Raw genomic sequence first — 19,153 nt, 5'->3', positions numbered from 1 at the left:
TCGGACACTTTTTGAAGTTTATCGGACAATTTCACCATTTTATCGGACAAACCTCAAAGATCGATTAAAAATCCCAAGCTTCTCCACACGTTGAACAGCTTCCCTTAACCGCTCTTCGCTAACTAATAAACCAATACGAATATAACCTTCGCCGTATTCACCAAAGCCATTTCCTGCAGCAACAGCTACATCGGCTTTATTCAGAAGTAGGTCTGCGAATTCTTCACTTGTAAAACCTTCAGGAACTTTCAACCATGCAAAGAAGGACCCTTTTGGCGCAGTTACATCCCAACCTATCCGATGAGCTTCCTCCATCAATGCATTACGGCGGCTTTCATAAATTGCACCCTGTTCTTCCACACATTGCTGATCTCCATTTAAAGCTTCAATCGCAGCTCGCTGAACAGCAGGGAACTGACTTACGAATAAATGATCTTGAATTAAATTGATGGCTTCAATTATGGTTTCATTGCCTACTGCGAAGCCGATTCGCCATCCGGCCATATTATACGTTTTTGACAATGTATAAAGTTCAACACCGACTTCTTTAGCGCCTTTCGCTTGCAGAAAACTAACAGGCTTTTCACCGTCGAAACCGAATGCTCCATAAGCAAAATCATGTACAACTGCAATTTCATTTTCTAATGCAAAATCCACGGTTTCATTGAAAAAATCTAAATTTGCTGTCGCCCCAGTTGGATTGTTTGGGTAATTTAAATAGATTAGTTTTGCACGGGATTTCACATCCTCAGATAGCGCAGTGTAGTCCGGTAAAAATGAATTTTCAGCAAGCAGTGGCATCGTATCGAAATGTACGTCTCCTAACACAACCCCTGACAAATAATCTGGATAGCCTGGATCAGGTAATAACATCGAATCACCAGGATTAAGAATCGCTATTGGTAATTCAACTAACCCAATTTTCGCTCCACCTAAAATGGCCACTTCTTTATGCGGATCTATCTCGACATCATATTCACGTTTATAGAAATCAGCAATTGCTTCCTTAAACTCTGGTAATCCTCTAAAAGGTGAATATCTATGAGTTTGAGGATCAGCCACAGCTGTTTGTAGAGCTTCTACAATATGAGAGGGGGTAGGCTGATCTGGATTTCCTTGACCTAAATTAATCACATCTCGACCTTCTGCAATAGCAGTATTTACTTTTTGGACGAGTGAAGCAAAAAATTGTGTTGGAAGGTTTTGAAGTTTCTTTGATAATTCCATATACATTCCTCTTTCTTTTTGTGAATAAATCTTATATGAATAGTCTGCTTTAACTTTAGAATGTCCATGTGTTTAAAAACGGAACATACAGAATACGTCTCAAATGGACTTATCAGATTTCCCTTTTGCATAGAATTCAGAATATAATTACAATTAGTATAGCAAATGAATAAATTTTTTAATAGAAAGTTTATAGGGGGATGTTGTTATGAAAATTGGGTGCATTCAGCTAAATGTAAGATTTGGAAAAGTAGAAGAAAACTATGAACGTGCAGAACATTTCATCCGCGAGGCTGCGAGTAAAGGTGCTGAAATTGTTGTGCTTCCTGAATTGTGGAACACGGGATTTGCTTTAGAAAAATTACCTGAAATTGCTGATAAAGAAGGAGAGCGCACAAAAGAATTTCTTCAGAAACTAGCAAGTGAACTAGGAATACATATCGTTGGTGGATCAGTTGCTACTGAACATGATGGGAAATTCTATAACACGATGTATATTGTGAACAAAGAAGGAGAACTGTTAAGTGAATACAATAAAGTTCATTTATTTAGATTAATGGATGAAGAAAAGTTTTTACATGCTGGAGATCAAATGAATCGCTTCAAATTTGAGGATGTGGAAGCGGGAGCAGTTATTTGTTATGATATCCGTTTCCCTGAATGGTTACGAGCTCATGCACTTGATGGTGCGAAAGTGTTATTCGTTTCTGCGCAATGGCCAACACCTCGTATTGATCATTGGAAAACATTATTGCAAGCCCGTGCCATTGAAAATCAATGCTTTATCGTGGCAGTCAACCGAATTTCAAAGAAGGTTGAAAATTTCAACGGCCAATCGATGATTATCGAACCTTGGGGCGAAGTATTATGGACAGGTGCTGAAGACGAGGAACTTGCCATTATTGATGTTGATTTCTCAAAGGTAGATGAAGTACGTACAAGAATCCCAGTTTACGATGATCGTAGACCGAGTTTGTATGCTGGTGTTGTAGAAGAATAGAAATTTTTCACTATGAAATAAAAAATTGCATTTTTCATCAAATTGGAGGAAGGGGGATACGACATATCTGCAATTATGTGTGGGTTGCGCATAATTCTGAATAAGTCGTATCTGAAATCCTCGTATCTAGAAAAATTAGCTTTATAAAAAACTATCCTATACCGATGTAGTAACCTAAATAAAAGAAAAATAATAAAAACTTAATTGACTAGACTTTCTTTAGATGTTCCGAAAAAGAAAGTTTTTTTCGTTCAAAAAAATTTCACAAGAAATATTTACAACTCTATTTTTTAGGTGATATATTTCCTAATGTACTTTTTTGTGAGAGGTGGAAAAGATGAATCTCCCGGAAAATTTTTTAACGAAAATGAAGAATCTATTGCAAGATGAATATGATGATTTTGTTAAAAGTTATCAAGATGAAAAGAGTTTAGCATTACGTGTTAATTCTTTAAAAGTACCTTTTGATGATTTTTTACAGAAGAGTCCTTTTACAATTGAAAAAATTCCTTGGGTAACAGAAGGATATTTTTATTCAGAAAATGATCGACCTGGAAAGCATCCATTCCATGATGCCGGTCTTTACTACATTCAAGAACCGAGCGCTATGGCAGTTGGGGAGTTAGTAGACCCAAAGCCAGGAGAGAAAGTATTGGATTTATGTGCAGCACCTGGTGGAAAGACGACGCACCTTGCTTCGAAAATGAACCAGCAAGGGTTTTTGTTGTCCAATGAAATTCACCCTGCGCGAGCAAAAATCCTTTCTCAAAATGTAGAACGTATGGGCATTAAAAATGCAGTCGTAACAAATGAAACACCGGAACGCCTTGCGGAACGATTTCCAAGCTTCTTTGACCGTATTTTAGTCGATGCACCTTGTTCGGGTGAAGGAATGTTTCGTAAAGATGAGGAAGCTCGGGAACATTGGAGTTTAGAAAGTGTTGAGCATTGTCACGTTCGCCAACTGGAAATATTAAAACATGCTGCAGCTATGCTTAAACCTGAAGGGCGCCTCGTTTACTCAACATGTACCTTTTCACCAGAAGAAAATGAAGGTACAATTAGCCGTTTCTTAGAAGAACATCCGAATTTTGAGATCGAAGAAGTGCCAACTTACAAAGGGTTCAGTGAAGGCCGAAAAGAATGGGTAACAAATCCGGCAGATAAGATTGAAAAGACAATCAGATTATGGCCGCATCTAATGAAAGGTGAAGGTCACTATATTGCTGTACTTAAAAAGAAAGATGTCGACGTTGATCCGCATTTGAAATTAGCGCAACCGAAAGTCGATTCTAACATGTTAAAGCATTACAAGGAATTCGCAAAGGAATCTTTAAATTTTGTTCCAAATGGCAAGTACGTTACATTTAACGACCAATTATATCTTTTACCTGATGATTCTTTATCATTACATAAGCTAAAAGTGGTACGTCCTGGATGGCATTTAGGTACCTTTAAAAAGAATCGTTTCGAACCTTCCCATGCCCTGGCATTATCTTTAAAAGGGAATGAAGTGAAAAATAAATGGAATCTTCCTTTGGATTCTAAAGAGATTATTTCTTATTTGAAAGGTGAAACATTGCAAGCAACGGGTGATAAAGGCTGGTATTTAGTTGAAGTGGATGGTTTTTCTATCGGCTGGGGAAAACTCGCTGGCAATTGTTTGAAGAATCATTATCCAAAAGGATTAAGGTGGATGGGGAACTTTTAGTAAATGGAAAAAATTCAATGAAAAAATAATTATAGTATCCTGCAACAAATTAATAAGTTCACATACTATAAAAATACCTCTTGGGGCTAATGCTTCGGGGGGTTTTCTTTACATGTTCAGGGTGATGCGAATATAAATGTTAAAAACTTTTTTGAGTGAGGGTTTTATTTACCCTTGCTCTTTTTTTTATTCTACAATGTAGTTATGTGATAATAAGGGGGAGATTTTAATGGCGAAAGAAGCATTAATTATCGTTGATATGAGTAATGACTTTGTTGCAGATGAGGGTACTTTAACTGCTGGAAAACCAGCGCAGGAAATTGTCCCGTATATTGTTGATTTAGCGAAGGATTTTATTAACCGCGATCAAGTCGTTGTTGTGGCAATGGATGCTCACCAAGAAAATGACTCACATTTTGAATTATGGCCAGCACATAATGTTGTTGGAACAAAGGGACAGGAGCTATACGGGGATTTAATGAAGTGGTATGAAGAAAATGAATCAAATCCAAACGTAATTATGCAGCCAAAAGAGGATTACAATGCCTTCTTTAAAACAGGTTTAGCTGAAAAGCTCCGTGAAAAAGGTGTGGAAAAAGTCCATGTTGCAGGCGTGTGTACAGACATTTGTAATTATTTAACGATTGCAGGTGCGGATTCAGAAGGGTTTAAAACAGTCATCCATAAACGTGGATCAGCAACCTTTACCGATTTAGGGGAAACATTCATTAATCAAATGAAGAGATGTTTCTTTACGGAGATTGTTGAATAGTGAAAATGAAGGACCTTCTAAAATGGAGGTCCTTTTTCTAGCACTAGAACTATTGCTGGAAATTGGCAAGTTTGCGAAGGGTTAGTATAAAAGTTCATAACAAAAAAATCGGCTGACTTTATGTCGGCCGTAATCTATTTAGTCTTCTTTAATTACTATTGAGCGCAATTTCTTTTTCATGCTGAATGTTCTTACTTGCAAGGTAGTCAACTGTTTCTTGCATCTCCCTAAACTCCACTCGAAAGCCATCAAACTTCTTCTCAAGTCGTTCAAAACGCTCGTCCATTCGCTGTTCTAACAAATCCAATCGAACATCGATCTTTTCAAAGCGCTCATCAATCTTTTCAAAGCGTTCATCGATTTTTTCAGAAATTACCTTCAGTGCATCTAATATTGCGTTTAACTCATGCTGTTCCATGTTTCCACCACTCCTGTCTAAAAATTATAATTAATAATTTTGTGTATCTCAAAGGAATAATAAAACAATGGGGAACTTATGTTCTTATTGTAGTGAAGACGTAGATTGATGTCAACATATAACCGAAATCCCCAAAAACTCCCACTTGCGGTCTCAACCGTCTCATTTTAAAATGAATTAAAGAACAAACGTTCGCATATACTAAGTCGTGAATAATGTCAGTTTGGAGGTGTTTGGATGCTTGCGAGTAGCTTAAGAGAATATGATGTAAATTTAAATCAAACAGAAATGTTTTCGCTATATGAAAATTTGCCGAACCGTTCAATTATGTGTATTGATATGCGATGCTTCTATGCAAGTTGTATGGCGGCACTTGAGAATTTGGATCCGATGGAAGTCCCGATTGCGGTAGTGGGGAACTTTCAGCAAAAGGGAAGTGTTGTCCTTGCAGCATCTCCACCGATGAAAAAGCGTTTTGGCATTAAAACGGGTTCACGGCTATATGAAATTCCAAAGCATCCCGATATTAAATTGTTTGAGCCGAAAATGGAACTTTTCGTTCGTACTTCTATGGAAATTACAAATTTAATTAATCAGTTTGTGCCGAAAGAAGCGATTCATGTATATAGCGTAGATGAAAGTTTTGTTGATTTAACAGGTACTGAAAAACTGTGGGGACCGCCAGAAGAAACAGCCCGATACATTCAAGATTGTATTTATAATCAGTTTCAAATTCCAAGTGCTGTTGGAATGGGGCCAAACATGTTGATGGCAAAATTAGCCCTTGATTTAGATGCAAAGAAAACAGGTTTTGCAAAATGGACGTACGAGGATGTGCCCAAAAAATTGTGGCCCATTGCTCCGTTATCCGAAATGTGGGGAATTGGTCGAAGGACAGAACGCACGTTGAATAATATGGGGATTTTTAAAGTAGGTGATTTAGCTAACGCCAACTTGCAAATGCTTGAGAAACGATTTGGCGTTATGGGCAATCAGCTTTACCATCATGCGTGGGGAATTGATTTGTCTCCCCTTGGCGCACCTCTTGTTCAAGGACAAATTAGTTTTGGAAAAGGACAAATGCTCATGCGCGATTATCGAAATCGAGATGAGATTCTAACAGTGATGTTGGAAATGTGTGAAGAGGTGGCAAGACGGGCAAGAGAAGCCTATCAAGTGGGAAGAACAATAACCCTTGGTGTAACTTATAGCAAAGATGCATTTGGTGGTGGTTTCCATCGTGCGCGGACCATTGATGAACCAACCAATGACACGATGAAAATTTTTAAAGTCTGTCAGCAATTATTAGACGAGTTTTACGCGGAGCGACCAGTAAGGCATATCGATATTAGTCTTACGAAATTAGAATCAGAACGCTCTATGCAACTTAGCTTATTTGACCAATCCAAATGGAGAAAGCGAAAGCTCGGTGCCACAATGGACAGATTGCGTTCAAAATACGGGACGACATCTGTATTACGTGCGGTATCTTATACTGAAGCTGGAACAGCGATGAAACGTGCTCAGTTGTTAGGTGGACATAAGAAATAATGGTTTAAAACTGTTGCACAAAAAGGGGGCGATCAAATGATTCGAGACCGAGGAAATATTAAATGGACGGCTATGATGCTACCTGAACATGTGAAGCTACTACGCGAATGGCAAGAGCAAGACAAATACGTGAAAAAGCCAGAGTTGGATGAGTGGGCACTTCAGGAGTTAAGTGAACAATTACAACTCGCCTACAATCAAAAAAGGGAAGTAGAGCTAAAAGTTTGGGAAGAAAAACAAATATATAAAGCAACAGGGATCATTACGAAATTAAATCAAACAAATGCAACGCTTTATCTTGAAGATGGGCGTGCTATTCCTTTTCATTCTATTTTCGGTGTATCCCTCACAATTGCTGAATAGGATTAAATGAATAAAAATATTCCCTATGCCCGCAGGTTGTAGTACATCTACGAGCAAGTCGCATAAGATAGATTGAGTTTTTTATGAACGTGAAATTTACCGGTCGAAGGTTTTTTTCATTCTCAATCTAGGAGGCGACGGTGTGAAGAGAATACTCGTTACGGGGGCGCTTGGACAAATTGGTTCTGAATTAGTTGAAAAATTGCGCAATCTTTATGGCAGAGAGAATGTATTATCAACAGATATCCGTAAGCCTGAAGAAATTGATGGTCATTTTGAAGTGCTAGACGTTATGGAGTCAAAAAGAATGTATGAGCTTGCAAAACAATTTAATGCGGATACGTTCATTCATTTAGCTGCATTATTGTCCGCTACTGCTGAAAAAAACCCATTACTTGCATGGAACTTAAACATGGGTGGGTTAATGAATGCCCTTGAAGTCTCTCGGGAGTTAAATTTACAATTTTTCAGTCCGAGTTCCATTGGTGCATTTGGTCCTTCCACACCAAAAGACAATACGCCGCAAGATACATTGCAACGACCGACTACTATGTATGGGGTAAATAAAGTAGCAGGGGAGTTATTATGTGATTATTATTTTATGCGATTCGGTGTTGACACACGTAGTGTCCGATTCCCGGGATTAATTTCATATGTGACTCCACCAGGTGGAGGAACCACCGACTATGCAGTGGAAATTTACTATAAAGCCATCGAAGAGGGACAGTATACGTCCTATATTGCAGAGGGGACGTATATGGATATGATGTATATGCCGGATGCCCTGCAGGCAGTGGTAGATTTAATGGAAGCAGACCCATCAAATTTAAAGCATCGTAACGCATTTAACATATCTGCAATGAGTTTTGAACCTTCACAAATTGCAGCTGAAATTAAGAAACATATTCCTACTTTTGAAATGACTTATGAGGTGGATCCTGTTCGCCAAAAAATTGCAGATAGCTGGCCGAATTCTATTGATTCATCAGCGGCAATTGAAGAATGGGGATTTAAAGTAGAATATGATTTGGAAAAAATGACAGTGGATATGTTAGGGAAATTAAAAACTAAGTTAAGGTGAAAGTTAGATGATTATTGAGAGCCTAAATCGATAGTGATTTAGGTTTATTTTTATAAATGAACAAAAATTATTAACTTTAATGACAAAATAAAAACCAATAATTCACAATAAAATTACAATGAAGGCGTAAAATGGAAAAGGGGGATTATCAAAAATAAGACTAAGGAAAGGAGTGCTTAATAAAATTGGCTGAAATTAAGAAAATAAATTTACTAGCAATCATAGCAATGACCATTGTTTCATTTGCAAGCCTTTTTGATATGAATATTGCAGGAATATCTGTAATCATAGGTGTCGTGTTTTTTATTATTCACGAAACAAGTAATAAGGAAAATTCAGATAACAGTGGTTTAAGTACAAAAATAAATAACGTTAATTTAAACAAAACAAACATATGGATTTTAATTTTGTTACCTATACTCATGAATATTGTTTGTATCGTGGGTGCAAAATTTGTTTTACCAGAATACATAGATCATCTGTATGGAAGAACGGAAGGTATGCTTTCCTTAGATAAAATTGTATTGCTAATACTCCAACTAGCGTTTTTGGCTTTCGGCGAAGAAATTGCGTGGCGTGGGTTTTATCAAAAACAATTAAATATAGCACTTCCCATCGCTCCAGCAATAATAATTACATCGCTCATTTTTTCGATAGCTCATATGTCAATGGGAAGTACCTTAGTTGTTGCATATGACTTAGTATTTATTTTCATCAATAGTGTTTTATATGGAGTAATCTTCTACAAAACGAATAATGTATGGATTAGTGCATTTGCTCACTTTATTGCAAACGTTTTTGCGATTCTGGTGATACCGTATTTATTGTAGAGCTCTTAAAACGAAAATTACCACCCATTTTAATGGGCGGTAATTTTAACTTACTTCACAGGAGCAACCTTTGAAGCTTTCACTAATTCCTCAATCGTAACCCAGTCATCATTTGCTATACTATCGACAATTTTACTACCGACAATCACACCATCACAAATCGCACCGAAGTTTCTAACGTGGTCAGGTGTTGAAATCCCGAATCCAGCTAATACAGGAGTATCCGTATAAGATTGTAGCTTTTTAAAATGTTCGCCTAATTCATCCGCAAAGCTTTGGCGAGCACCAGTAATTCCGTTCACAGTAACCGCGTAAATAAAACCTTCACTTGCTTTAGTTAAACGTTCAATTCGTTCAGATGAACTTGCTAAAGAAACAAGTTGAACAAGGGCAATGCCTTCTGCTTTAAAGGCAGGGTGTACAATCTCGCTTTCTTCCAATGGCATATCAGGAATAATCATCCCACGAATACCGGCCGCTTTTGCGTCACGTGCAAAATCCTCCACACCGTAAGCTAAAATTGGATTTAAATAAGTCATCGCCACAAGAGGGACAGTAACCTGATCTACAAAGCCTTGTAAAGTTTCTACTACTTTTCGTAAAGTTGTACCTGCCGCTAATGCACGTTCACCAGCACGTTCAATTGTTGGACCGTCCGCAACTGGATCTGTGAAAGGAATACCCACTTCAATCGCTGTTACTCCAAGTTCCTGTAACTTTAAAATCGTAGGTTGAAGCTTATCTAAACCACCGTCTCCAGCCATGATATATGGAACGAATGCTTTATCTCCATTAGCAGTAGTTTTCAAAATCGTCTCTTTTAATTGACTCATGTTAAGTCACCTCCAAGTGCAGAAGAAATGGTATGAACATCTTTATCTCCACGACCCGATAAACAGATGACAAGAATCTCATCAGGAGACATTGTTTTTGCTAATTTTGAAGCGTAAGCAATAGCATGGGCACTTTCCAGGGCAGGAAGGATTCCTTCAGTTTTGCATAGGAGTTTTACACCTTCTAATGCTTCGTCGTCCGTAATATTAACGTAAGTGGCACGACCAGAATCATGTAGATGACAATGCTCTGGTCCAACGCCAGGGTAATCTAAACCTGCAGAAATGGAATGAGCCTCTTGCACAAAGCCGTTTTCGTCTTGCAACAAATACATAAATGCTCCGTGTAAAACGCCTGTTTGACCGCCATTAATAGCAGCAGCATGTTTACCAGTTTCAATACCATGTCCAGCAGCTTCTACACCGTATAATGCAACATCTGAATCTTCGACGAATGGGTAGAACATACCAATTGAATTACTACCTCCACCAATACATGCAACAACAGCATCTGGTAAACGGTTTTCTACTTCTAATATTTGTTTACGAGTTTCATCCCCAATGACACGTTGGAAGTCACGAACAATAGTAGGGAACGGGTGAGGTCCCATAGCAGAACCTAAAATGTAGTGCGTATCTTCAATATTTGTTACCCAGTGACGAAGTGCTTCATTCACTGCATCTTTTAAAGTCGCAGAACCTTTTTCAACTCCAACTACCTTTGTGCCAAGTAGCTCCATACGGAATACGTTTAATGCTTGACGCTTCACATCTTCAGCACCCATATAAACGATACATTCCATACCAAGTAGGGCACACGCAGTAGCAGTGGCAACACCATGTTGACCAGCCCCAGTTTCTGCAACGATTTTATTTTTGCCCATACGTTTTGCAAGGAGCGCTTGACCTAAAGCGTTATTAATTTTGTGTGCACCAGTATGGTTTAAATCCTCACGTTTTAAGTAAATTTTTGCACCACCGAACTGAGCTGTTAGTCGCTCTGCGAAATAAAGAGGAGTTTCTCGACCGACGTAATTCTTTAAGTAATAGTTAAGTTCATTTTGAAATTCTTCATCATTTTTAAATTTGTCATAAGCTTCCTCGAGTTCTTGTAATGCAGTCATCAACGTTTCAGGAACAAATTGTCCTCCAAAACGACCGAATCGACCTTTTTTAGTAGTTGTAGTAGTCATTATTTCAATACACTCCTTTTTTCGCAAGCTGTTTCTATAAATTGTTTTATTAAATCTGAATCCTTTGCACCGTCACGTTCAACACCACTTGAAACATCGACTCCATGAGGGGAAACCTGTTTTATGGCCTGCTGGACGTTACCACTATTTAATCCACCTGCTAAAATGACTCGGTCTTTTGAGATAGATAGTTGATCTAATAATGACCAATCAAATACACGCCCACTACCACCAGCATAATCAGTTCCTGGTGCGTCGAATAAATAATAATCTACATTGTATTTACTAGCTTTTTCAACATCTTCATACCCTCTAATTGAAAATGCTTTAATGGAAGGGTAGCCAAGATTTTCAATGAACTCTGAACTTTCATTGCCATGATATTGAACATAATCAAGACCCACTTGTTTAACGGTATCGTGTACCTGATCTTCAGATGGATTAACAAATACACCAACTTTTTTTACATGAGAGGGAACGTGTTTTGCTAGTTCCGTTGCATGTTTAACTGAAATTTGACGTTTACTTGGCGCAAACATAAACCCTATGAAACTTGCACCTGCTGCTACTGCTGCTTGAACATGTTCTACTTCTTTCAGTCCACAAATTTTTACCTTAACCATTTATTTCACAACCTCAACAATCTCAGGTAGTTTGACCTGTAAAGATTTCAAAGCATCTTCCACATTTCCACTTCTCATTAAAGATTCACCAACTAAAACCCCACGAGCGCCAGCCTTTGCTACACGCTCTGCATCTTCATTCGTCCATATACCACTTTCACTAATAAACGCGATATCATGAATTGCATTTATTTTTTCGGCAAGTTTTTCAGTTTGAGCTAAATCAAGGTTAAATGTTTTTAAATCACGGTTGTTCACACCGATAATTTTTGGATTAATTGCAAGTGCGCGGTCAAGTTCTTCTTCATTGTGAACTTCAACCAATACATCGAGCCCTAAATTCGTTGCATAATCATAGAATGCCTTTAGCTTTTCATCTGAAAGGGCAGCAACAATCAATAGAATGACAGATGCACCTGCTGCTTTCGCATAATCGATTTGTACTTCATGAATGATGAAGTCTTTATTTAGTAGAGGAATATCCACGGTATTTGCGATAACCGCTAAATCTTGATAAGAACCTTTGAAATATTTATCTTCCGTTAATACAGAAATACAAACGGCTCCAGCAGATTCATATTTTTTTGCTTGCTCAATTGGATTGGCTCCTTCGTTAATTAATCCTTTTGAAGGGGAAGCGCGCTTCATTTCAGAAATTACTTGAAGTGTGTTTGATTTACGTAACTCGTCATATAAAGACGGGCGTACTTTTTCCACAACGTTAAACTGTGGTTTATTTTTAAGTAAAGTAGGAATTAACGTTTCTTTATAATCAATAATGTTTTGTAAGATTGTCATTACACTGCTCGCTCCTTTAAAATCTCTTCGCTAAATCCAATGATGGATTCTAGTTTTGCTAATGAACGTCCTGACAGAATTGCCTCTCGTGCTACTTCAATACCTTCTTTTATGGAATCAACCGTACCGTAAGCAAAAAGGCCGAGTGCAGAATTTAATAAAACCGCATCAAAGTAAGCACTTTGTTTACCTTTTAATAAATCCTTTAAGATCACTGCGTTATCATCTGGTGTACCGCCTCGTAATGCAGTAACAGGGGCAGGGGAAAGTCCTAAATCTTCCATACGCAATTCAAATGGCGTTACTTCACCTTTTTCCAACAACGCAAACGTATTGTCGTTAGATAGGGAAGCTTCATCCATACCTAGTGTTCCAGATACAACAATTGCACGTTCACGACCTAATATATTTAGCACTTCAGCGTATTCCTTTACGAAATGAGGGCGGTTAATACCGACTATTTGTGTTTTCAGATGAACTGGGTTTGTTAAAGGGCCCACCATATTAAAAATTGTAGGTTTTCCAATTGCTTGTCGTACCTCACCAATCCGTTTTAGTTTAGGGTGAACATTTGGTGCATAAAGGAAGGTAATCCCTTCTTCCTTTAATAAATCAACTGAGTCATTAATTGTAAAATTCGTGTGTATACCTAATGCTTGCAGAACATCTGAACTTCCTGATGCACTGGAAATTTTGCGATTTCCGTGTTTTGTAACTCGGACTCCAGCTGAAGCTAATACAATTGCAGATGTTGTACTAATATTGAAGCTTTTTAAACCATCTCCACCTGTACCACAGTTATCGATATACGTACCCTCTGGAACAGGAACTTTAAGGGCATTAGATTTCATAACGGTTGCAAGTGCAGCAATTTCTTGTGCGGTTTCACCTTTTAAACTAAGTGCAATAAGAAAATCGGCAATCTCACTTTTTGATGTTTCTTCATTAAATATAAGTTCAACAGCTTGAACCATTTCTTCAAAGTCAAGGTTTTCACCTTTACTAACATGGTTTGTGAAAAATTGGATAGTCATATCTTTATTCCTCCTAAATGATTGATGGAGGTTTAGATGAAAATAAAAAAGCCCTCTACAAAAGGAAAATACCTTTTGTAGAGGACGATTTATACCGCGTTGCCACCTCTGTTGAAGTAAACGAGTTACTTCCACCTTGGTGTGTTTATATAGTGTTATAACTAAATAAACACTTCCTTATAACGTAGGAAAGACGTCAGCCAACTTACGCCAGCTGCTCTCATAAGACCCATTCACGAAAGGTATGCACTAGTTCACACCAACCACTAGCTCTCTTAACCATACGATTTTCGCTACTATTCTTATTCATCAATTTACTCGGCTATTCTCATCTAAACTCAGGCTAAGCTCTGCTCTAACGGTGGTCGCGCTACCGCAACCTTTCTCCGTATCCGAACAATTAATTAACTTGTATTGTAGACTGCATTTTACTATTTGTCAATGTTTTCTGAAAAATCAAAGTGTGTCAGGGGAAATAAAAAAACCGATAGGACTGAGCCTATCGGTTAAAACGGTTAAATTAAATCTTTAAAATTCAAACGTTTATTTAAAAGGTACATAATTGGCGTACCTACTGCTAATACGACAAATTCACCAACTGCACAAGTAAACCATGTCCATAAGAACAATGTCCAAGGAATATCGAATGCTAAGTGTAACTCAAATGCGATGATGAACATTGTAAAAGTGAATAAAAACGAGTTAATAATTAAGCGTGCCCAAATATTTTTCACAAACTTACAAATCAAAATGAAGATTCCAAGAGTGATAATCGAGTGAGCTACACCAAAGACTAAATCATACATGCCAAGTGGTGAAAATAAATTTGCGATAAATACACCAATGACAACCCCAGGCATAAAACTTGGGCTAAATGCAACCAAATGATTGAACATTTCAGAAACTCTAAATTGGATTTCCGTAAATCCAAACGGTGCAACAAGTAGGGTAACAGCAACATAAAGTGCTGCAATAATACCAGTTGTTGCGATAAATTTTACTTTCATATTCATTTCTCCTTAGTTTTTTTTCGTGGGATGGTTTCGAACCACGGTGCGCGTGATCAATATCGCGTCATTTGCACTATTATAAGTACGAAAGTCGTATTGTATTAGACTGAAATTCATGCTGCCAAATAGAAAACGCACAATTTAGTATATTAACAGATATATAGAATTAGGTCAATATAATTAAAAAGATGGAGGTTTAGGTGACGATTTTGTATGAAAAATCATAATTTTATTTAAAATTTAAAAAATTTAGCACTTTAAAGCACTAAATTAATATGCTAGAATGAATCTATAATAATTTAGTGAATTATCAGGCTCTGAATCTTATTGACTAACAAACTTTGTGACTGTAAGATAGCGTATACTCACTAGATTCAAAATATTCTAAATTCATCGACTGCGAATCGATGAAATGAGAAAACTTAAACGGAGGAAGCAAATATGAAAAAATTATCATTTTTATTATTCGGGCTAATTTTACTTCTTGCTGCATGTGGCGGCGGAAATAGTAATAGCTCTTCTAACGAACCTACAGAAAGTACTAATGGTTCAAATGGAGAAGAAGCAACAGAAGAAACAAAAACTTATAAAGTTGGTACAACACAAATCGTAGAACATCCATCTTTAGATGCTGCTACTCAAGGTTTTAAAGATGCGATTAAAGATTCAGGCTTAACTGTTGAGTTTGTTGATAACAATGCACAAAACGATCAAAGTATGAACGTAACAATCGCACAAGACTTAGTTAGTCAAAACGTAGATTTAATTTTTGCGAACTCAACACCATCTGCACAAGCTGCTAAAAACGCAACAGGAGATATTCCTATTATATTTACTTCAGTAACTGATCCTGTAAGTGCTGAATTAGTAAGTTCTATGGAAGCTCCAGGAGCAAATGTAACAGGTACAGTTGATTTACATCCAGATACAATTGAAAAGACAGTTAACTTTATTGTCGATGAATTAGGTATAACAAAAGTAGGGACAGTTTATAACACGGGTGAACAAAACTCAGTTGTTCAAGTAGATCAAGTTAGAGAGCAATTAGAAGCAAAAGGTGGCCAATTAGAAGAGGCTGCTGTAACAACTTCAGCAGAAGTAAAACAAGCAACAGAATCATTACTAGGTAAAGTAGATGCAATTTATATTATTACTGACAATACAGTTGTATCAGCGCTTCCTACAGTAGTAGATGTTGCAAATACAAACCAACTTCCATTAATCGTAGGTGAATTAGACTCAGTAGCTGGTGGCGGTTTAGCTGCATTTGGTTTCTCTTACTATGATATCGGTTATGAAGCTGGTGAAATGGCTGTGAAGATCTTAAAAGGTGAAGCGACTCCATCTGATATTCCAGCAGCATACCCTGCGAACTTAAAATTAGTAGTAAATAAAAACACTGCTGATACAATCGGTGTTGAAATTAAAGACTCTTGGAATGCAGAAGTAGTAGAATAAAAAGCAAGTCATTTTTATACACTTTGTGCTTTATTGATGTGAAGTGACAAAGTAGAGGGAACTTATAAACGTAATACAAACTTTAATAAGCAAGCTAGGAGATGATTCAATATGTTTTTATCTATCTTTGGTTCAGTCGAGCAAGGAATCATCTATGCAATTATGGCACTCGGAGTGTATTTAACATTCCGAGTGTTGGATTTTCCAGATTTAACGGTTGACGGAAGCTTTGTAACGGGAGCGGCAACAGCAGCGATGATGATTGTACTAGGCTATCACCCGATTATAGCTACATTGATAGCAATCGTTGCTGGATTCATTGCAGGATGTATGACTGGTCTATTACACACAAAAGGAAAAATTAATGCGTTATTAGCAGGGATATTAATGCAGATTGCTTTGTATTCTATCAATCTACGAATCATGGGATTCTCTGCAGAAAATGTAATTGTTAAGCCGAATATACAATTACAAAGTAATGAAACGATTTTTTCACAGTTTCAAGGATTTTGGAGTCCTTTAGGCATTGATACTGCATTATCAAATTTTGTGAAGTCATTAGGAGCTTCAGCTGCTCCAGGAACTTGGGGTACAGTTTTAATTGTACTAATCATTACAGTAATTATTAAATTGTTAGCAGACTGGTTCTTAAAAACAGAAGTTGGTTTGGCAATCCGTGCAACGGGTGACAACAAAAGAATGATTCGAAGCTTTTCGGCAAATACAGACCGTTATACGATTTTAGGTCTAGGAATATCCAATGCGTTAGTTGCATTTTCAGGATCGTTAATCGCACAATACTCTAAATTCTCCGATGTTAACATGGGTATTGGGATGATTGTAATTGGTCTTGCTTCGGTAATTATCGGTGAAGCGATTTTTGGTACGAAAACAATCTTTAGAGCGACACTTGCAGTCGTATTTGGTGCAATTATCTACCGTATCATTTACGCGCTTGCATTACGTGTGCCTTGGTTAGATTCTAGTGATATGAAACTAATAACGGCTATTATTGTCGTATTAGCACTTGTTATCCCTCAACTAGTAAGTAAACAACGTGACAAAAAGCGTAAAGAAAAACGACGTTTGGAACGATTAAGAGAGCAACGAGAATTAGTAACGCAGGGAGGGAATGACCTTGCTTAAACTAGAAGGAATCAATAAGATTTTTAATGAAGGTACGATGGATGAAAAAGTAGCTTTAAACAATATCAATTTACATTTAGCACCTGGTGATTTCGTTACTGTTATTGGTAGTAATGGTGCAGGGAAGTCGACGATGCTGAATATGATTTCAGGGGCATTAACACCAGACTTCGGAGCCATTACAATCGATGGAAAAGAAGTAACAAAATTACCTGAGTTTAAACGTTCACAATATATCGGGCGTGTCTTCCAAGATCCAATGGCAGGTACAGCGCCAACGATGACAATTGAAGAAAACCTAGCTATTGCTTATTCAAGAAATAAAAAACGTGGTTTACGATTCGGCGTAAACCGTGAGCGCAAAGACTTTTTCCGAACATCGTTAGAAAAGCTATCTTTAAACTTAGAAAACCGTTTAAATGCAAAAGTTGGATTGTTGTCAGGTGGGGAACGTCAAGCACTGTCTTTATTAATGGCGACATTTACCCAACCATCCATTCTTTTGTTAGATGAACATACAGCTGCACTAGACCCATCTCGTGCGGAGTTAATAACGAATCTAACGAAACAACTTGTTGAGGAAAACAACTTAACAACGTTGATGGTTACGCATAACATGCAACAAGCGATTGATTTAGGGAACCGTTTGATTATGATGGATAAAGGTCAAATCATTCTAGAAATTGATGAAGCCAAAAAACCAACCTTAACCATCCCTGATCTAATGACTGAATTCGAACACATCCGCGGTGAAAAAATGTCTTCTGATAAGGCGTTACTGGGAAGTTAATGAATTAGGATTTTGTATAGGAGAACCTGCTCTTTTGGGAGCGGGTTTTTCTTTTTAATTTTTATGGGGAGGGGGTTCTGAATTATTAGTGAGCAGGCTTTAATTTCGCAAGTAGCTGGGTGAAATTCGCAAATAAGTTGCCGGAATTCGCAAATAAGTGCCAGAATTCGCAAATAAGTATCCAAATTTCGCAAGTAATCCAGGTGAAATCGCAAATAATTCAGGAATCGCAAATAAGTAGCTGGAACTAGCAAATAAAGTAACGAAAATCGAAAATAAAGTTCCAGATTTCGCAAGTAAACTACGCGAAATCGCAAGTAATTCGGGAATCGCAAATAAGATGCCGGAAACCGCAAATAACCCGTTCAAAATCGCAAATAAAGACCCGGATTTCGCAAGTAAACTACGCGAAATCGCAAGTAACTCAGGAATCGCAAATGAGTAGCTGGAACTCGCAAATAAAATAACGAAAATCGCAAATAAATTTCCAGATTTCGCAAGTAAACTACGCGAAATCGCAAGTAATTCGGGAATCGCAAATAAAGACCCGGATTTCGCAAGTAAACTACGCGAAATCGCAAGTAACTCAGGATTCGCAAATAAGTAGCTGGAACTCGCAAATAAAGTAACGAAAATCGCAAATAAATTTCCAGATTTCGCAAGTAAACTACGCGAAATCTCAAGTAATTCGGGAATCGCAAATAAGTAGCTGGAACTCGCAAATAAAGTAACGAAAATCGCAAATAAAGTTCCAGATTTCGCAAGTAAACTACTCGAAATCGCAAGTAACTCAGGAATCGCAAATAAGTAGCTGGAACTCGCAAATAAAGTATAGGCATTCGCAAATAAGTATCCAAATTTCGCAAGTAAACCAGTCGAAATCGCAAGTAATTCGGGAATCGCAAATAAGATGCCAGAAACCGCAAATAACCCGTTCAAAATCGCAAATAAAGACCCGGGTTTCGCAAGTAAACTACGCGAAATCGCAAGTAATTCGGGAATCGCAAATAAGTAGCTGGAACTCGCAAATAAAGTAACGAAAATCGCAAATAAAGTTCCAAATTTCGCAAGTAAACTACGCGAAATCGCAAGTAATTCAGGAATCGCAAATAAGTAGCTGGAATTCGCAAATAAAGTAACGAAAATCGCAAATAAATTTCCAGATTTCGCAAGTAAACTAAGTGAAATCGCAAGTAACTCAGGATTCGCAAATAAAGATCGTAAGCCCCCAATAAAACTACGCATATAAGATCACCTCACCTCCTAGTATGATGAACATATCAACTTACTAGGAGGTGCTTTTTATTGACTCGCC

General features: G+C 37.5%; 19 protein-coding genes, 1 riboswitch and 1 other annotated feature. Of the genes, 10 read left to right on the top strand and 9 right to left on the bottom strand.

What is annotated here, in order from left to right; all coding sequences use genetic code 11:
* Positions 1-39: 39 nt before the first annotated feature.
* Entirely contained in the window at positions 40-1,227 is a 1,188-nt protein-coding gene (locus CRO45_RS09480; protein WP_097149426.1) for a pyridoxal phosphate-dependent aminotransferase, read from the bottom strand.
* Between the two features lie 208 nt (positions 1,228-1,435).
* Here CRO45_RS09480 and CRO45_RS09475 point away from each other — a divergent pair, with 208 nt between their 5' ends.
* The 3 genes from CRO45_RS09475 (at position 1,436) to CRO45_RS09465 (ending at position 4,710) form a co-directional block, all read left to right on the top strand.
* Positions 1,436-2,227 carry a carbon-nitrogen family hydrolase gene (locus CRO45_RS09475; protein WP_097149425.1) on the top strand — a complete coding sequence of 264 codons (792 nt, stop codon included), beginning with the start codon at positions 1,436-1,438 and terminating at the stop codon, positions 2,225-2,227.
* Positions 2,228-2,564: 337 nt separating this feature from the next.
* The gene (locus CRO45_RS09470; RefSeq protein WP_097149424.1) at positions 2,565-3,938 is read left to right on the top strand and encodes an RsmF rRNA methyltransferase first C-terminal domain-containing protein; all 1,374 of its coding nucleotides are present in this window, start codon (positions 2,565-2,567) and stop codon (positions 3,936-3,938) included.
* A 229-nt stretch (positions 3,939-4,167) separates the two neighbouring features.
* The gene (locus tag CRO45_RS09465) at positions 4,168-4,710 is read left to right on the top strand and encodes a cysteine hydrolase family protein (protein ID WP_097149423.1); all 543 of its coding nucleotides are present in this window, start codon (positions 4,168-4,170) and stop codon (positions 4,708-4,710) included.
* Between the two features lie 148 nt (positions 4,711-4,858).
* Here the strand turns inward: CRO45_RS09465 and CRO45_RS09460 are convergent, their stop codons facing one another.
* Entirely contained in the window at positions 4,859-5,128 is a 270-nt protein-coding gene (locus CRO45_RS09460) for a hypothetical protein (protein ID WP_097149422.1), read from the bottom strand.
* A gap of 288 nt (positions 5,129-5,416) precedes the next feature.
* Here CRO45_RS09460 and CRO45_RS09455 point away from each other — a divergent pair, with 288 nt between their 5' ends.
* From CRO45_RS09455 to CRO45_RS09440, 4 genes are all read left to right on the top strand, one after another.
* On the top strand, positions 5,417-6,679 hold the full coding sequence (locus CRO45_RS09455) for a Y-family DNA polymerase (protein ID WP_097149587.1): 1,263 nt from the start codon (positions 5,417-5,419) through the stop codon (positions 6,677-6,679).
* A 36-nt stretch (positions 6,680-6,715) separates the two neighbouring features.
* Positions 6,716-7,042: a YolD-like family protein gene (locus CRO45_RS09450; RefSeq protein WP_097149421.1), complete on the top strand. Its 327-nt coding sequence runs from the start codon at positions 6,716-6,718 to the stop codon at positions 7,040-7,042.
* Positions 7,043-7,184: 142 nt separating this feature from the next.
* Positions 7,185-8,123, top strand: a complete 939-nt coding sequence (locus tag CRO45_RS09445) for an L-threonine 3-dehydrogenase (RefSeq protein WP_097149420.1) — start codon at positions 7,185-7,187, stop codon at positions 8,121-8,123.
* A 185-nt stretch (positions 8,124-8,308) separates the two neighbouring features.
* Complete coding sequence (locus CRO45_RS09440) at positions 8,309-8,953, top strand: CPBP family intramembrane glutamic endopeptidase (RefSeq protein ID WP_097149419.1); 645 nt, start codon at positions 8,309-8,311, stop codon at positions 8,951-8,953.
* Positions 8,954-9,003: 50 nt separating this feature from the next.
* Here the strand turns inward: CRO45_RS09440 and trpA are convergent, their stop codons facing one another.
* The 6 genes from trpA to CRO45_RS09410 form a co-directional block, all read right to left on the bottom strand.
* Positions 9,004-9,786 (bottom strand): tryptophan synthase subunit alpha, encoded by a 783-nt coding sequence (gene trpA / locus CRO45_RS09435; protein ID WP_097149418.1) that lies wholly within the window; start codon positions 9,784-9,786, stop codon positions 9,004-9,006.
* Positions 9,783-10,979, bottom strand: a complete 1,197-nt coding sequence (trpB, locus tag CRO45_RS09430) for a tryptophan synthase subunit beta (protein WP_097149417.1) — start codon at positions 10,977-10,979, stop codon at positions 9,783-9,785. The genes trpA and trpB overlap by 4 nt, the downstream gene beginning before the upstream one ends.
* Positions 10,979-11,602 carry a phosphoribosylanthranilate isomerase gene (locus CRO45_RS09425; RefSeq protein WP_097149416.1) on the bottom strand — a complete coding sequence of 208 codons (624 nt, stop codon included), beginning with the start codon at positions 11,600-11,602 and terminating at the stop codon, positions 10,979-10,981. The genes trpB and CRO45_RS09425 overlap by 1 nt, the downstream gene beginning before the upstream one ends.
* Entirely contained in the window at positions 11,603-12,400 is a 798-nt protein-coding gene (gene trpC / locus CRO45_RS09420) for an indole-3-glycerol phosphate synthase TrpC (RefSeq protein ID WP_097149415.1), read from the bottom strand.
* Complete coding sequence (gene trpD / locus CRO45_RS09415) at positions 12,400-13,434, bottom strand: anthranilate phosphoribosyltransferase (protein ID WP_097149414.1); 1,035 nt, start codon at positions 13,432-13,434, stop codon at positions 12,400-12,402. The genes trpC and trpD overlap by 1 nt, the downstream gene beginning before the upstream one ends.
* Before the next feature lie 77 nt (positions 13,435-13,511).
* Positions 13,512-13,753 (bottom strand) — a binding site (T-box leader).
* A 196-nt stretch (positions 13,754-13,949) separates the two neighbouring features.
* Positions 13,950-14,441 carry a QueT transporter family protein gene (locus CRO45_RS09410; RefSeq protein ID WP_097149413.1) on the bottom strand — a complete coding sequence of 164 codons (492 nt, stop codon included), beginning with the start codon at positions 14,439-14,441 and terminating at the stop codon, positions 13,950-13,952.
* Positions 14,442-14,447: 6 nt separating this feature from the next.
* Positions 14,448-14,492: riboswitch (PreQ1 riboswitch) on the bottom strand.
* A 393-nt stretch (positions 14,493-14,885) separates the two neighbouring features.
* Here CRO45_RS09410 and CRO45_RS09405 point away from each other — a divergent pair.
* The 3 genes from CRO45_RS09405 (at position 14,886) to CRO45_RS09395 (ending at position 17,838) form a co-directional block, all read left to right on the top strand.
* Positions 14,886-15,902: an ABC transporter substrate-binding protein gene (locus CRO45_RS09405; RefSeq protein ID WP_097149412.1), complete on the top strand. Its 1,017-nt coding sequence runs from the start codon at positions 14,886-14,888 to the stop codon at positions 15,900-15,902.
* Positions 15,903-16,013: 111 nt separating this feature from the next.
* Positions 16,014-17,048: an ABC transporter permease gene (locus CRO45_RS09400; protein ID WP_097149411.1), complete on the top strand. Its 1,035-nt coding sequence runs from the start codon at positions 16,014-16,016 to the stop codon at positions 17,046-17,048.
* Positions 17,041-17,838: an ABC transporter ATP-binding protein gene (locus tag CRO45_RS09395; protein WP_097149410.1), complete on the top strand. Its 798-nt coding sequence runs from the start codon at positions 17,041-17,043 to the stop codon at positions 17,836-17,838. The genes CRO45_RS09400 and CRO45_RS09395 overlap by 8 nt, the downstream gene beginning before the upstream one ends.
* Positions 17,839-17,937: 99 nt before the next feature.
* Here the strand turns inward: CRO45_RS09395 and CRO45_RS09390 are convergent, their stop codons facing one another.
* The gene (locus CRO45_RS09390) at positions 17,938-19,083 is read right to left on the bottom strand and encodes a hypothetical protein (RefSeq protein ID WP_097149409.1); all 1,146 of its coding nucleotides are present in this window, start codon (positions 19,081-19,083) and stop codon (positions 17,938-17,940) included.
* Positions 19,084-19,153: the final 70 nt, after the last annotated feature.

Origin of the sequence: Ureibacillus acetophenoni (genome assembly GCF_900220965.1) — a bacterium.
GTDB lineage: Bacteria > Bacillota > Bacilli > Bacillales_A > Planococcaceae > Ureibacillus > Ureibacillus acetophenoni.
Note: the sequence above shows the minus strand (reverse complement) of the source record. Positions and strands in the feature narration are given on the sequence as shown.